Consider the following 13874-nt stretch of genomic DNA (forward strand, 5'->3'; position numbering starts at 1 on the left):
ATAGGAATAAAAATGCACTTTCCATACTCGTTATTGTCTTTCAGATAGTAAAACATGGTTTTGACCATAGAGTAGGGAAGAGCCTAATCAACACTCGAACATGAAACGTATTAACCTGGTAAGGTTGTCTATACTTTTAAGTATGGCAATCTTCGCTTCTAGCTGTGCAGACACGCGAATAGCATCTTATGGTGAGGCAATGGAAGGAAGACTTCTTTTAGGAGCTACTGTTCACTTGGGAGATGGAGAATATATCGAAAATGCGGCACTAGCAGTTAAAGATGGTTACGTTACGTTGTTGGCTGAAGGAGCTTCTAAGAAGTTAGATTTTAGCCGTTTTCAAATAGAAAGATTAGGCCCTGATTATCATATTTACCCTTTCAAAAAGGCCGAGTTAGGTAACTCAGGAATTGTACTGGCAAGAGCTGATTCAAAGCCTTTCAATATTATCATTAGAGACCAAGAAGTTGAAAAATGTATCACTGTAGGTTGTGAGGCTGCGCTGCTTATCTGTAGAGGAAGCATTAATGATGCTAGTAAGTTTAGGGTTGATTACGTGGTTGATGGAAACGATAAAGTGAGAATTTTAGAGCAAACTGATTACTCAGGTTCTCCTCGTTAAAGTCAATAAAGAATAGATTTAGAAGCCATTCCGAAAGGAGTGGCTTTTTTTATGGCCAGAGCTGCCCCATCTGTTTTGTCAACCTTTACCTCTTCATGAGGGAACTAAAAGAAAGGGTTACTCTTTCTCAAGCTTTGGTAATAAGTATGTAGAATTGAGAAGTTACTTGCATGAATGAGGACGTAGAGTTTATTTCTATATAAATAGAATAGAGGGGCGGCAATCGAAAGTGTTATGAAAGTTTGAGCACAAAAAAAGCCGTCATAGACGGCTTTTATATTTTAAGAAATTAGTTCTTATTATTTCTGAGTAGTGTCGATAACAAACTCAAGATTTTCATCTGTTTCAGATGGAGTAATCGGAAGAGCATTTTGTTGAGCTGGTTGCTGCTGAAGTGCTCGGTCAATATTTGGATTACTGCTTGAGAAAGTTGAGCCAGAGTTTAGCATTACGCCTGAAGCCAAGCTCAAAGCAAGAAGAGCGATAGCAAAGCCCCAAGTTACTTTCTCTAATAAATCTGTGGTTTTCTTAACCCCAATAACTTGATTGGCTCCAGAGCCACCAAATTGGCTTGATAGTCCACCGCCTTTTGAATTCTGAACCAATACAATCAGGATAAGCAAAACCGCTACGATGATTGCAAGGATGATTAATAACTTAAACATTATGTGCGTCCTTTACTTTTTGAATTTGGGTGGCAAAGTAACTCTTTTTTTCAGGAAACTTCAAGCTAAGTTTTTCATAAATATCAACGGCTCGGCTATATTTCTTTTGTTTGAGCATAAGTTTGGCCAATGTTTCTGTGGCAAACTCGTCTTGAGGCTTTAGATTCTTTACCGACAAGTCTTCTTGATGATTTTCACCTTCAGCTAAAGACCTTCTGTTTTTGTCTAATTGAGGTTCATTTTGAATAAACTTTTCAATCAATTCAACCTGCGCTTTTCCTCTTTTCGGACTTGCTTTCTTTTCTATTTTTGGTTCTTCCTCCTGAGGTTGATTAAATCGCTCAGCAAATCTCTTTTTGATTTCTCTTAATTCAGCTAAATCCTTTTCAAGTTCATTTAACTGTGCCGGTTCCTTCTTTTGGGTTTGAACAGGCTCATCTTTTGATGGAGCGGGTTCAGGAGCTATAACCTCTGTTTTGATGGGAGTAGGAGCCGACTCCTCTGTCTTTTCCTCTTTTTTACTCTTCTCTGCAGCTGGCTCCTGTTGTTTAACTTCAGATTGCACAATCTCTTTTGCTTCAGCCTTAGGTTGTTCGGGAGAGGAAGTAGTGTTTTGAACCGCTGCCTCTTCAGTTTCAAAAGAGATTTCTCCCATGATGATCTTCTTTAAATAAGGTCGATCGGGAGAATAGATGGCTGCTTTTTTGATGAAGGCATCCGTTTTAGGATGGTTTCTTTCTTTCAAAGCTTTCGCTACCAAAACGTATGGCGTTTGAAAGAAAGGGTATTTTTTGCGCAAATCATTGAGCGATTTAATGTCCTCATTGGAGACTTCATTCAGATTGCCGATAAGTTGATTAAACCGTTCTTTGTTCACTTTACGAGAGTTTTTGGTATAACTAAAATAGACTGAAAATTACCACGTGGCAACTGAGGCTTGAAAAATATCGAAGATAATCTGCTTGAATATTTCATCAACCAAATCAGCTTCAACAGCATTCAAAGTAGTGGATTGAGGGTCGTAATCTGCATAGAAAGAAAACGTTCTTTGAAAGTTATCGTCTTCCCTTTTTTGATTTACAAAGGCCACTTCCACAAAGATGGTGACACGCATCAAACCCGACTGATCGGCTTGATTGCTGTTTCCACTCGAAACAATTGCCTGGGGTCTTACCTGATAGTCTGAAATTGCGCCTTCGAATTGAAGATCGCCATTTTTTTGCACTAATTCCAACTTTGTATTCCGTTGGAAATAATCTTTTAACTCTTCGGTAAAAAGATTACCCATGTTTGGAGGGCCACCGCCAGAATCGTTGAAGAAGTTGGCAATGGAAATAGTTTTCATGGTTTCGTCTAGCGTAGAACCGGAAAAAGAGTAGCTAATACAACCAGAAAGAAATGGGATGATCAAAAGAGACCATAAAATGCCTTTACTCAATTTCATATTGCTTGATTTTACGGTAAAGGGTTCTTTCAGAAATGCCTAAATCCTTGGCCGCGTATTTTCGCTTATTGTTATTCTTTTTAAGCGCTTTAATAATGAGTTCTTTCTCCTTTTTCTCTATAGAGAGCGACTTATCTTCCATCTCATGCGTAATGTCTTCAACTTTGTCTTCATAATCATCGGCATAATCGATTGACTTTGGAGCCAAGTAATACGGTTCCTTTGCCGATTCTTGAGTGTCAGAAACGATGGTTGGCGTATGTGATTCGTCATCAATGTTGCGAAACAGGTTCGGGTGATCATTGATTACGTTTTCATTAATGTCACCACTTTGCAGAATGTCGTGCACCAATTTTTTGAGTTCGGTCATGTCCTTTTTCATATCGAAAAGCACTTTATAAAGAAGGTCACGCTCATTTAGGCCTTCCGAACCTTGAGCATTGGCCGCTTTATAAAGCGCAGGTAAATTCGATCTGTTTTGAGGCAAATATTTGACCAAAGTTTCTGCAGTAATATGTCGATCCATTTCCAAGGCCGACATTTGCTCTACCAAGTTTTTGAGCTGTCGGATGTTGCCAGGGAAACTATAGCGAAGTAGAATGCTTTTAGCTTCTTCGTCTAACTTGATGGATTCTACTCTGTATTTTTCAGCAAAGTCTGAGGCGAATTTTCTGAACAGCAAATCCACGTCCGTACCCCGATTTCTTAATGGCGGCACAGAAATAGGGACGGTACTTAATCTATAATAAAGGTCTTCTCTAAATTTGCCATTCTCTACGGCAGAAAGTAAGTCAACATTAGTCGCTGCAACTACGCGCACATCGGTTTTTTGAACTTTTGAAGAACCTACTTTAATAAACTCTCCATTCTCCAAAACCCTCAGCAATCGCGCTTGGGTAGACATGGGCATTTCGCCAATTTCATCTAAGAAGATGGTTCCGCCATCGGTTACTTCAAAGTATCCTTTTCTAGAATCGTATGCACCGGTAAAAGAACCTTTTTCGTGACCAAATAACTCTGAATCTATAGTTCCTTCGGGAATAGCTCCACAGTTGATGGCTATGAATTTGCCATGTTTGCGTGGGCTTAGCTGATGGATGATTTTCGAAAAAGATTCTTTTCCACTACCGCTTTCTCCAGTAATTAACACGGTCATATCAGTAGGAGCCACTTGAGATGCGACTTGAATCGCGTGATTCAATTGCGGGCTGTTACCAATAATGCCGAAGCGTTGTTTTATGCTTAATATTTCGCTGTTGTTCAATGTTTGGGGTCGATAAGTTTAATCAACTACTTTTCCGAAAAGGGTTGCCGCTGTACAGTCTTCTACCAAAACGTTTACATAATCACCTTTTTTGTGGTTGCCTTTTGGGAAAATAACCACTTTGTTGGCTGTGTTTCTACCTTGAAGTTGATCTTCAGAGCGCTTTGAGGTGCCTTCAATCAAAACCTTGTGTACTTTGCCAATGTCAAGTTTGTTTCTTTCCAACGATATACCCTGCTGTTTGTTGATGATTTCCTGAAGTCTTCTCTTTTTGATTTCCAAAGGAATGTCGTCTTCAAATTTTTTGGCGGCCAAAGTGCCTGGTCTTTCCGAATAGAAGAACATGTATGAGAAATCATACTTCACGTAATCCATAAGGGTAAGCGTTTCTTGGTGCTCTTCTTCAGTTTCGGTACAGAAACCTGCAATCATATCGGATGAAATTCCGCATTCTTCTCCCAAAATTGACCGGATAGCATCTACACGGTTGATATACCATTCGCGCGTATAGGTTCTGTTCATTAAATCCAAAACCCTTGTGTTGCCACTTTGCGCTGGCAAGTGAATGTATTTACAGATGTTGTCGTACTTCTTCATTGTATGAAGCACTTCATCAGTAATGTCTTTCGGGTGAGAAGTAGAAAAACGAACACGCAAGTCGGGCGATATTTTGGCCACCATTTCTAACAGGTTCGCAAAATTCACCACAGCTACTTCTTCTCCTTTTTTCTCTTTCTTTTCTAACCAAGCCTTGTTGTTTTCTTCTTCAGACCATTTGTAGCTGTCTACATTTTGGCCAAGCAAGGTTACTTCTTTATAGCCTTGGTCAAAAAGGTCTTGAGCTTCGCGAACAATAGAATGCGGATCTCTACTTCTTTCTCGGCCTCTTGTGAAAGGCACCACGCAGAAAGAACACATATTGTCGCAGCCACGCATAATGGAAATAAAGGCTGTGATTCCGTTGGAGTTTAATCGAACAGGGGAGATGTCGGCATAAGTTTCTTCTCTAGAAAGGAAAGTATTTACCGCTTTTAAGCCTTCTTCTGCCGATTCTACCAATTTAGGTAGATCGCGATAAGCATCTGGTCCAACAACTACATCAACGATTTTTTCTTCTTCCAGAAGTTTCTCTTTAAGCCTTTCAGCCATACAACCCAAAACACCAATGGTCATTTCGGGCTTGTTTTTCTTTACAGCGTTAAAATGATTCAGCCTGTTGCGAACCGTTTGTTCGGCCTTTTCTCTAATGGAACAAGTATTTAGAAACACCACATCAGCATTTTCGAATTCCGATGTAGTGTCATAACCGTTTTCTTTCATAATGGAAGTCACAATTTCGCTATCTGCGAAATTCATTTGACAACCATAACTTTCTATATAGAGCTTCTTCGTTTTGCCTGTGTTTTCTTCTTTCGAAGTTTTCACAGTTTCCATCGCCTCTTGACTATTCCTGTCTAGAATGTCTATGTCCTGAATAATATTGCTCATGTGTATTGTATTCTACCCTCGAATTTAGAATCGCAAATATAAGCTTTTTGTAAGAAGAAGTGACAGATTGGCAGAGAGTGTTTGTGCTAAATGCAGAGAGCGATTATGAATTGTTTCTGAGCAATTGCAGAATGGCTTTGGCTTTTACAAGGCATTCTTCATACTCTTTTTCTGGAACGGAATCGTAAGTAATGGCGCTGCCCACTTGAAAGGAATAGGTTTGAGTTTGTTGATTAATGAAAAGGCTGCGAATCAATACGTTGAAATCAAAATCACCTTCAGGAGTTATGTAGCCAGCTGCCCCTGAAAAAGGCCCTCTTTTCGTGATTTCGTACTTTTCTATCAGCTCCATCACTTTCACTTTTGGGGCACCCGTCATACTGCCCATAGGAAAAGCTTTTTCGATTACATCTACAAAGTTTACATCTTCTCGCATTTCTGACCGAATGGTAGAGATCATTTGATGAACTTGCTCAAAGCTGTAAATGCCGAAAATTTCTTCAACTTTTACTGATCCTGTTTTTGATGTTCTCGCCAAATCGTTTCTCACTAAATCAACAATCATCATGTTTTCGGCCAGTTCCTTTTTGTCGGTTTTTAGATCTTCAATTAAGGCTTTATCTTCTTCAGAATTTTTGCCGCGCGGTCGAGTGCCCTTAATCGGTTGGGAAATAATAGTGTGGCCGTGCTTTTTAATGAACCTTTCCGGTGAAGCGCAAATAATGTAATTGTCGTTATGTTTCTGAAAACACGAAAAAGGTTTGGGAGAAATCCCATTAAGCTTCAGGTATGTAGAAACAGGATCGAATGCAGTGGTTTTTCCATGAAATTCCTGACAGAAATTGATTTCATAACAATCACCTTCTTCTATGTGATTTCGAAGCTTATTTATGATTTCGATATATTCTTTTTCAGAAACACTGGCTTCCGGTTTAGAGAAATTGCTGGAAGTTTCCTGCGTTATGGTTGAAAGAATGATTTGATCTAAATCAGCCTTTTCTGAAATCAATTCAACTTGTTTGCCTTTGAAAATGATCAGATGTTCAGGTTCAAAAAACGAGATTTCAGGAAAACCTACATGATCAAGGTTGTTGCTTGAAAACTTTTCTACATCATTTTTTAAATCATAACCCAAATACCCAAATAGCCATTTGTTTTGATGGAATTCAGAAAGGGTTTGAAAACGGTTCGTATTTGCTTTGGGTAGAATGCGTTTGACGCCAACAGCCAATATTTCATCAAAGCCACCATGGGGGTAACTAATGTGGTTCGATTGAAAATATGAAAAATGAGAATGCTGATTAGCCCAATACAAGGCCTTGTTCAGGAATTCAATCTTATTATAAAGCTTTATGGACTTCAAATTACTTTGCACTGTAATTACAAAGGTAAAAAAGCTTTAGGCATAAAAAAGGGAGCGCAATGGCTCCCTCTTATTTCTTAGATGGTGTTGAATTATAAAGAAGCGGTGTTGCCAGCCTCCAATTCGAAACCTACGTTTACAGTGTTGTAAAGGAATTTATCTTTTGCTTTATCCACAGCAGAAGCTTCATCTCCGTAAGTCAAACCCCAGTCAGTTCTGTCAATGTTGAAGTTCGCGATCGCTTTAACTACACCATCTTTAACCGTTACAGAAGCAGGGAAAGTGATGTTTTTAGTAGTGCCTCTCATAGTCAAATTACCAGAAATGAAATGGGTTGGGTTTTCAACCATTACTTCACTTAAAGTAGCAGGAGCAAATTCAGTTTCGTATTCTTCTTTATCAGCTTCCAAGTTTTCAGCTTTATACGGAGCAACTGAAGTCAATTCGAATGTAGCGGTTGGGTAAGTTGCAGCATCGAAAATTTCAGCACTTTTCAAGTGGTTCACTAAGTCAGTAGCACCTTTAGAACCAGCCATGTCTAGGTTCTCGATTGTGTTAATATCGATTGTGAAAGAAGCAGTAGCAATATCGCTTCCTTTCAAACCAATTTCTCCTTCAGTAATTTGAATGGTACCATTGTGTTTTCCAGCTGGTTTGCTTCCAATCCAAGTAATTTTGCTGTTTTCAGTGTTTACAGCAACAGACTGTACATTTTCAGAAGAAGCTACAGCTTTAGCTTCTGAAGTTTCAACAGTTTTTTCTTTTGGCCCACAAGCCACGGCTAAAACGGCCAAGGTAAGTAATGCGAAAGTTGATCTTAAAGTTTTCATTAAGGTTTAAATTATTATTGTTATTTGCTTTCCATTTTGGATCAAACCTAAACCATGGTAGGTTCAGAATGTTCGAACTTGTTGCAAAACTACAATGCAATTCAATAAGTTCAATGTATGTACATATAAATTTAAAACATGGCAATAATCAAAGCTGTAAAGGGCATAAAGCCCACTTTTGGAGAGAAATGTTTTTTAGCTGATAACGCCACCGTAGTAGGGGATGTTGCGATGGGTAACAATTGCAGTGTGTGGTTTAACGGTGTGGTTCGCGGAGATGTATGCCGAATAGAAATGGGGGATAATTGTAATGTACAAGACGGAGCTGTGATTCACGGCACCTTGAACCATTCCAAAACCATCATGGGCAACAATGTAAGTATTGGGCACAATGCTATTGTGCATGGTTGTACTATTGAAGACAATGTACTTATAGGTATGGGCGCAATCGTTATGGATAATGCAGTAATTGGAACGGGTTCTATGATTGCAGCGGGTTCCGTGGTTTTGGCAAACACACTGGTAGAGCCTAATACATTATATGGTGGTACGCCAGCGAGAAAAATAAAAGATATTGATGATAGGCTGAAACAAGTAATCGATAAAACGCCTGATAATTATATAATGTACAGTTCTTGGATTGAAGATATTGACTAAACTCACTCGCCTTATCGCTGAAAATCTCTTCAGAATATTTTAAAATTTAAGTTATATTCATTTATGATTTCCCTACCTCAAAAAGGAGAATACCACAGCTTCTATCAGCCTTATATCAATCAACTTGAAGGAAAGGATGTTTTGGAATGCATGCGCTTGCAGCCAACAGAAATATTTGAGGTTTTGGGCAGTGTTTCTGAAGAAGTCGCCAATAAAGCTTATGCCGAAGGTAAATGGACACTCAAAGAGCTGCTCAATCATATGAATGACACGGAGAGAATTTTCTCTTTTAGGGCTTTGGCTTTTGCGCGTGGCGATCAACAGGCTTTACCAGGAATGGATCAGAATGAATATCAGGCAAATTCCATAGTGGATCAAAGAACCTTCCAAAGCTTGCTAGAAGAATTTAAAGTGCTGCGGCAAGCTTCTCTTTTTCTTTTTGAAAACCTAAACGAAGAACAGCTAATGCACGAAGGAATTGCTAGCGGAAACAAAGTTACGGTTAGGGCTTTGGCAACCATGGTGGTTGGCCACGCTGCGCATCATTTGCAAATCATCAAAGAAAGATATCTATAATGTTTATCATCGATCCCAATTTCGACTATCCAAAAGAAACAGAATCCCGCGTTTTAGTTCGTTTTCAAGATTGCGATCCGCTGCGCCATTTAAACAATGCGAAGTACTTCGATTATTTCTTCAATGCTAGGGAAGATCAAGTGCCTAAAATTTATGGTGTTGAAATGCGTGATGTGATTCAATCTTTTGGAGCCATTTGGGTAGTTTACAATCACCACATTGCTTATTTGAAACCGGCAAACATGGCCGAATGGGTTCGGATTTTCACCCGAGTTGTTTCATTCGACAGCAATACCGTGGTGATTGAATACATCATGACGGATGATTCAAAAAGCTATTTGAAGACCCTGATGTGGACCACCTTTAAATACGTTGGAATGAACACAAGCCGAACTGTCGATCATTCCGAAGAAGTAACGGCTTATTTAAGAGCGGTACTTTATCCAAATGTCGATTTTCATCCGCATAAATTCGATGAAAGGGTAGCCGAAGTGAAAAAACAGATACTTCCTACCATTTGATTTAATGATTATTGAAGATTATATTCATATAAACTAACCAAGACCACTATATTACCCACGAGTTTTAATTAACAACCGTATTTTACACAACTACTATGGATAATTTGGGATTTGATCCAAAAGAGATCGCCAAACTGAAAGCGGAAATTGAGCGTTCTGGTAAGTCTTTCAAAGTGATTGAATCTGAAGACAATTCAGATGAATTTATGAACTTCTATTTCGTGGGGTCTTATGATGGCGAAGAAGTTATTTTCGATGCAGCTTTATATACATTGAAAATTCACCACGCTAGCGAAATTTATGAATTGGCTGAACATAAAGCTGCGCAACGTTTTCCAGAATATCGTTCTATTGCCTATGAAGAAGACGAAAACGGTGATATTGAACCGCTTGGCGATAAAGAAGAAGAAATTGGGCTTTTCATTACTGAAGTAATGGAAGAGCTAGAAGAAGAGGAAGCTGTAAAAGTTCAAGAACATGTAGATATTGATGAAAACATCGATTACGGCATCGGCTTGGACATTGGCTTGAACATAGATAAAGTAACTCCTGAAGTAATTGAAGACTTTATCAAAGCTTTTAATTCTGATGATTTGGAACTGGATGACACCTATTATTCTTTCCAAACGGAAGATGAGGAGGAAGATTAATCTTTATTAAAGCCTATTCTGAAGTGTGTGATTGGTTAAATCATAAAAGTTCTTGTTAAAACTTCAATTAGTTTGAATTTTTTGAAACATTCGTCTTACACACTTTATTGAAATGATAAGTTTGGTTTAACACCACTTCAATATTTAATTTGAGGTTTCTGGTTTGGGCACTGGAAACCTCATTTTTTTGTTGGGGTACCCAAACCATAACCGATCAGCTTATGCTCAAAATTGCTTGGAAGGATATTTATGCTCATGCATTGCCTGCGAATCACCGCTTTCCGATGGAAAAGTATAACCTTCTGCCTGAACAATTACTTTATGAAGGCACAGTAACATCAAGCAATTTCTTTTCTCCAGAGCCTTTGGACGAATCCTTAATTCTGAGAACCCATGATCAAGAATATTGGAGCAAGCTGAAGAATCAAACGTTAACGGCTAAAGAAATTAGAAAGACAGGATTTCCACTTTCTGAAGAATTGGTTCAACGCGAAATCACCATTATGGAAGGTACTCACTTGGCTACAGAATTTGCTTTGGAATATGGAATTGCCATGAATTCTGCAGGAGGCACGCATCATGCTTTTACCAGTAGAGGAGAAGGTTTTTGTTTGCTAAACGATATCGCCATTGCAGCCAATTATTTGCTGGATCAAGAGCTCGTTCAACAGATACTGGTGGTCGATTTGGATGTTCATCAAGGGAATGGTACTGCTGAAGTTTTTCAGCATGAACCTAGAGTTTTCACTTTCAGCATGCACGGAGCGGCTAATTATCCTTTGCATAAAGAGAAGTCAGATTTAGATATCGGTCTGAAAGATGGCACCGATGACGATACGTATTTAACTTTATTAGATGCCAACCTCAAAGCGCTTTTGGACAAAGTTCAGCCCGATTTTCTCTTTTTTCAATCAGGCGTAGATGTACTAGCGACTGATAAATTAGGGCGTTTGGGCATGACGATCAATGGTTGTAAAAATAGAGATAGAATAGTTTTGGAAGCTTGTAAGCTCAACCAAATTCCAGTAGTAGCAAGTATGGGAGGCGGATATTCTCAAAAAATCAGTCACATTGTAGAGGCACATGCCAATACTTATCGTTTGGCTCAGGAAATCTATTTTTAGGAGTTCATAACCAAAAAAAAGCCTGTTATTAACTTAAAACTTGTTAACAGAAGGCTACGAATCTTTATCTTTTCTACAATCCCATTATCTTCGAACCAAATTATTTTCAACCCAGTGCGTTGAATTAAGAAAGTAACCAGATTTCTATATTGAAGACTCTAATTTCAGCATTCCTTCTTTTCATGACTTTGGGCTTTGCCAAAGCTCAAAATCACGTTTCAGTCGATAGTGTCAATTCAAGTTATGATGAACAAAACCCGCGACTTTCACCCGATGGTCAGCGCTTGTATTTTGTGCGTTCGGGTCATCCTCAAAACGAAGGTGGAGTAATCGATAAGGGCGATATTTGGTATACAGAAAAGGATAGCGCTGGCATTTGGAAAACGCCAGTTCATGCCATTACCATAAATCATACGGGGCTGAACGGCATCATCGGTTTTTCGGTCGATGGTCAAAGAATTTACCTTCAGAATTATAAAGATACAGGCGGAAATTTAAGAAATGGTGTCGCGGTTGCGGAATGGGTAAGAGACCATTGGTCAACCCCAAAAAGGCTGGATGTTCGTTTCTTTTCAAATTCGAGTGAGTATATGGCGGGAAGTATTTCGCCTGACGAAAATGTAATGATCTTAAGCATCAAAGGCTTAGATACTTTTGGGAATGAAGATTTGTATGTCACCTTCAGACAAAGAGATGGCAACTGGTCGCAGCCTCAGAATTTGGGCGATGTAATTAATACCGCTGGTGAAGAATGGGCTCCATTTTTGGCGCCCGATAAAATGACTTTGTACTTCTCTTCCAACGGCCATGGAGGTTTAGGGAGCCGCGATATTTTCGTAACGCGTAGACAAGAAGGTTCTTGGAAAGAATGGAGCAAACCAGTGAATCTCGGGCCAGAAATTAACAGCAAAGGAGTGGAACTAGGTTATTTTATTCCTGCCAGCGGAAATGTGGCTTATTTCTCCACAACTCAGAATAGCGAAGGTTTTGGTGATATTTTCGAAATTCCATTGGATGAAACGGAAAAAGCACTTCAAGAAATAGCAGTTGAAAGTGAAGCAACTGAAGTAGTTGTGGATGACGAACCTAGTTTGCCTGAAGTACCTTCAAAACCCGTTGTGGCTATGACCATGCAGGTGCTTGACATCCGAAATGAACGTCCGATTTTGAATGCTAAGGTGAAACTTCTTTATGGAGATCGCGAAATTGAAATCAATACTGAAAAAGCAGATTCTCCCGAAGGGAAATTTCTAGTAACGCTTGAAGAAGGGATCGATGTATATGTTGAAATTCAGGCAGAAGGCTATTTTAAGTACAAGGAAAAGTTCAAAGCCAATGCTACTCCATTGACAAACGATTCGGAGTTTGGTGGTGTAGAAGGTTTCCGAATGACACCAAGGGAAATTGGTGCAACCATTAAAATCGAGAACATTTTATTTGAGCAAGGCTCGGCTAAATTCTCTAATGTATCAACTTCTGCAAAACAGCTCGACCATCTAGTTTCATTGATGGAAAACAACCCAGATTTGGAAATCCGTTTGGAGGGCCACACTGATAACCGAGGAAATCCGAAATTGCTTAAAAAGCTTTCTCTCGATCGCGTGGATGCAGTCAAAGAATATTTGACCAACAAAGGCATCGCATCCAATAGAATTGAAACGATTGGCTATGGAGGTGAAAAGCCATTAGCTAAAAACAGCTCTAATGCAGGTAGAGAACTGAACAGAAGAGTTGAATTTGTGATTGTGAAATAAGGATGGTCAGGCGGTAGCTTGCTGCGAACTCAATTTCTTTTGCTTCCATTTTTTTGTGATCAAACCATTGGAAGGAGAGAAGAGGAAGACGAGAAGGAATAAAGCACCTGCAGCTGTGGTAATGGCCCCAGCAATAGATCCGTCCAATGCGACAGCCAAGAAGTATCCTGCAACACTGATAACGAAGGCTATGGCAATGGTATAGCCAATCATATGGCTGAATTTATCGGTGAGTAAGTAGGCTGTGGCCGGAGGAGCAACCATCAATGCAACAACCAAAATGGCACCCACAGAATCGAAAGAAGCCACGGTGGTCATAGAAACAGCTCCCATCAAAAGGTAATTCCAAAGACTGGCCGAAATACCTACCGTTGCCGCAAAGGCAGGGTCGAAAGTGGTTAGGTAAAGTTGTTTGAAGCCAATTCGCACGAAAAGCACATTGAGAATAAGGATAAACGATGCGATCCATAGTGCTCTAGGGCCAAAAATAAGCCCGCTGTCTGAAATCCATAGATCGATTGGTACGTAAGCAATTTCGCCATAAAGCACACATTCCTGATCGAGGTCTACCTGGCCGGCAAAAACTGAAATAAGGATAATTCCCAATGCAAAAAGCCAAGTAAATGTAACGCCAATGGCTGCATCGGTTTGTAGCTGCGCTTTTTTATGGAAGAACTCAATGAGGAATGTTGTAAAGATTCCGATTAAACCAGCGCCCAGAATCATCCAAATGGAATCCCTTGATCCTGAGAAAAGGAAAGCTAAAACAATACCTGGTAGAACTGCATGTGAAATAGCATCCCCAACCATCGCCATTTTCCTTAGAATTAAGAAGCAACCCAAAATGCCACAAGAAATTGCGATGAGGGTGGAGGTAAGAATAATGAGCAATGCGTCCATTTTTTCAGCTTTGATT

The 13874-nt window shown here is 39.5% G+C and carries 15 protein-coding genes; 7 read left to right on the top strand and 8 right to left on the bottom strand.

All coding sequences use genetic code 11. The features are described from left to right. Window positions 1-100 precede the first annotated feature (100 nt). Window positions 101-622, top strand: coding sequence for a hypothetical protein (locus tag ACXACJ_RS05320; RefSeq protein WP_475133235.1), 522 nt, complete (start codon window positions 101-103; stop codon window positions 620-622). Between the two features lie 299 nt (window positions 623-921). On the opposite strand, the gene secG is transcribed toward ACXACJ_RS05320, so the two are convergent. From secG to ACXACJ_RS05355, 7 genes are all read right to left on the bottom strand, one after another. After that, the gene (secG, locus tag ACXACJ_RS05325) at window positions 922-1287 is read right to left on the bottom strand and encodes a preprotein translocase subunit SecG (RefSeq protein ID WP_475133236.1); all 366 of its coding nucleotides are present in this window, start codon (window positions 1285-1287) and stop codon (window positions 922-924) included. Next, a complete protein-coding gene (locus ACXACJ_RS05330; RefSeq protein WP_475133237.1) occupies window positions 1280-2164 on the bottom strand; it encodes a hypothetical protein in 885 nt (294 codons plus the stop codon). Before ACXACJ_RS05330 ends, secG begins: the two co-directional genes overlap by 8 nt. Window positions 2165-2203: 39 nt before the next feature. Further along, the gene (locus ACXACJ_RS05335; protein ID WP_475133238.1) at window positions 2204-2731 is read right to left on the bottom strand and encodes an LptE family protein; all 528 of its coding nucleotides are present in this window, start codon (window positions 2729-2731) and stop codon (window positions 2204-2206) included. Continuing rightward, on the bottom strand, window positions 2718-3995 hold the full coding sequence (locus ACXACJ_RS05340; RefSeq protein WP_475133239.1) for a sigma-54 interaction domain-containing protein: 1278 nt from the start codon (window positions 3993-3995) through the stop codon (window positions 2718-2720). The genes ACXACJ_RS05335 and ACXACJ_RS05340 overlap by 14 nt, the downstream gene beginning before the upstream one ends. Window positions 3996-4013: 18 nt before the next feature. Continuing rightward, window positions 4014-5483, bottom strand: coding sequence for a tRNA (N6-isopentenyl adenosine(37)-C2)-methylthiotransferase MiaB (miaB, locus tag ACXACJ_RS05345; RefSeq protein ID WP_475133240.1), 1470 nt, complete (start codon window positions 5481-5483; stop codon window positions 4014-4016). Window positions 5484-5586: 103 nt separating this feature from the next. Next, window positions 5587-6846, bottom strand: coding sequence for an aminodeoxychorismate synthase component I (pabB, locus tag ACXACJ_RS05350; protein WP_475133241.1), 1260 nt, complete (start codon window positions 6844-6846; stop codon window positions 5587-5589). A 92-nt stretch (window positions 6847-6938) separates the two neighbouring features. After that, window positions 6939-7676: a YceI family protein gene (locus ACXACJ_RS05355; RefSeq protein WP_475133242.1), complete on the bottom strand. Its 738-nt coding sequence runs from the start codon at window positions 7674-7676 to the stop codon at window positions 6939-6941. A 138-nt stretch (window positions 7677-7814) separates the two neighbouring features. On the opposite strand from ACXACJ_RS05355, the gene ACXACJ_RS05360 reads away from it, so the two are divergent. The 6 genes from ACXACJ_RS05360 to ACXACJ_RS05385 all read left to right on the top strand — a co-directional run bounded on the left by ACXACJ_RS05360 (window position 7815) and on the right by ACXACJ_RS05385 (window position 12958). Further along, the gene (locus ACXACJ_RS05360; protein WP_475133243.1) at window positions 7815-8333 is read left to right on the top strand and encodes a gamma carbonic anhydrase family protein; all 519 of its coding nucleotides are present in this window, start codon (window positions 7815-7817) and stop codon (window positions 8331-8333) included. 63 nt (window positions 8334-8396) lie between these two features. Continuing rightward, the gene (locus tag ACXACJ_RS05365) at window positions 8397-8909 is read left to right on the top strand and encodes a DinB family protein (RefSeq protein WP_475133244.1); all 513 of its coding nucleotides are present in this window, start codon (window positions 8397-8399) and stop codon (window positions 8907-8909) included. Next, the gene (locus tag ACXACJ_RS05370) at window positions 8909-9430 is read left to right on the top strand and encodes an acyl-CoA thioesterase (RefSeq protein WP_475133245.1); all 522 of its coding nucleotides are present in this window, start codon (window positions 8909-8911) and stop codon (window positions 9428-9430) included. Before ACXACJ_RS05365 ends, ACXACJ_RS05370 begins: the two co-directional genes overlap by 1 nt. Before the next feature lie 95 nt (window positions 9431-9525). After that, entirely contained in the window at window positions 9526-10080 is a 555-nt protein-coding gene (locus tag ACXACJ_RS05375; protein ID WP_475133247.1) for a hypothetical protein, read from the top strand. A gap of 221 nt (window positions 10081-10301) precedes the next feature. After that, window positions 10302-11204 carry a histone deacetylase family protein gene (locus ACXACJ_RS05380; RefSeq protein WP_475133248.1) on the top strand — a complete coding sequence of 301 codons (903 nt, stop codon included), beginning with the start codon at window positions 10302-10304 and terminating at the stop codon, window positions 11202-11204. Window positions 11205-11353: 149 nt separating this feature from the next. Further along, window positions 11354-12958 carry an OmpA family protein gene (locus ACXACJ_RS05385; RefSeq protein ID WP_475133249.1) on the top strand — a complete coding sequence of 535 codons (1605 nt, stop codon included), beginning with the start codon at window positions 11354-11356 and terminating at the stop codon, window positions 12956-12958. A 6-nt stretch (window positions 12959-12964) separates the two neighbouring features. Here ACXACJ_RS05385 and ACXACJ_RS05390 read toward each other — a convergent pair whose 3' ends face one another. Then, window positions 12965-13858 (bottom strand): metal ABC transporter permease, encoded by an 894-nt coding sequence (locus ACXACJ_RS05390; RefSeq protein WP_475133250.1) that lies wholly within the window; start codon window positions 13856-13858, stop codon window positions 12965-12967. Window positions 13859-13874 lie beyond the last annotated feature (16 nt).

The organism is Roseivirga sp. AWQ4_251 (assembly GCF_056158225.1).

Bases quoted from the DNA above. Each gene is read 5' to 3' on its own strand.
- ACXACJ_RS05380 (WP_475133248.1), top strand. From the start codon at position 10,302: ATGCTCAAAATTGCTTGGAAGGATATTTATGCTCATGCATTGCCTGCG.
- ACXACJ_RS05360 (WP_475133243.1), top strand. From the start codon at position 7,815: ATGGCAATAATCAAAGCTGTAAAGGGCATAAAGCCCACTTTTGGAGAG.
- miaB (WP_475133240.1), bottom strand. From the start codon at position 5,483: ATGAGCAATATTATTCAGGACATAGACATTCTAGACAGGAATAGTCAA.
- ACXACJ_RS05365 (WP_475133244.1), top strand. From the start codon at position 8,397: ATGATTTCCCTACCTCAAAAAGGAGAATACCACAGCTTCTATCAGCCT.
- ACXACJ_RS05355 (WP_475133242.1), bottom strand. From the start codon at position 7,676: ATGAAAACTTTAAGATCAACTTTCGCATTACTTACCTTGGCCGTTTTA.
- secG (WP_475133236.1), bottom strand. From the start codon at position 1,287: ATGTTTAAGTTATTAATCATCCTTGCAATCATCGTAGCGGTTTTGCTT.
- ACXACJ_RS05370 (WP_475133245.1), top strand. From the start codon at position 8,909: ATGTTTATCATCGATCCCAATTTCGACTATCCAAAAGAAACAGAATCC.
- ACXACJ_RS05390 (WP_475133250.1), bottom strand. From the start codon at position 13,858: ATGGACGCATTGCTCATTATTCTTACCTCCACCCTCATCGCAATTTCT.
- ACXACJ_RS05320 (WP_475133235.1), top strand. From the start codon at position 101: ATGAAACGTATTAACCTGGTAAGGTTGTCTATACTTTTAAGTATGGCA.
- ACXACJ_RS05335 (WP_475133238.1), bottom strand. From the start codon at position 2,731: ATGAAATTGAGTAAAGGCATTTTATGGTCTCTTTTGATCATCCCATTT.
- ACXACJ_RS05375 (WP_475133247.1), top strand. From the start codon at position 9,526: ATGGATAATTTGGGATTTGATCCAAAAGAGATCGCCAAACTGAAAGCG.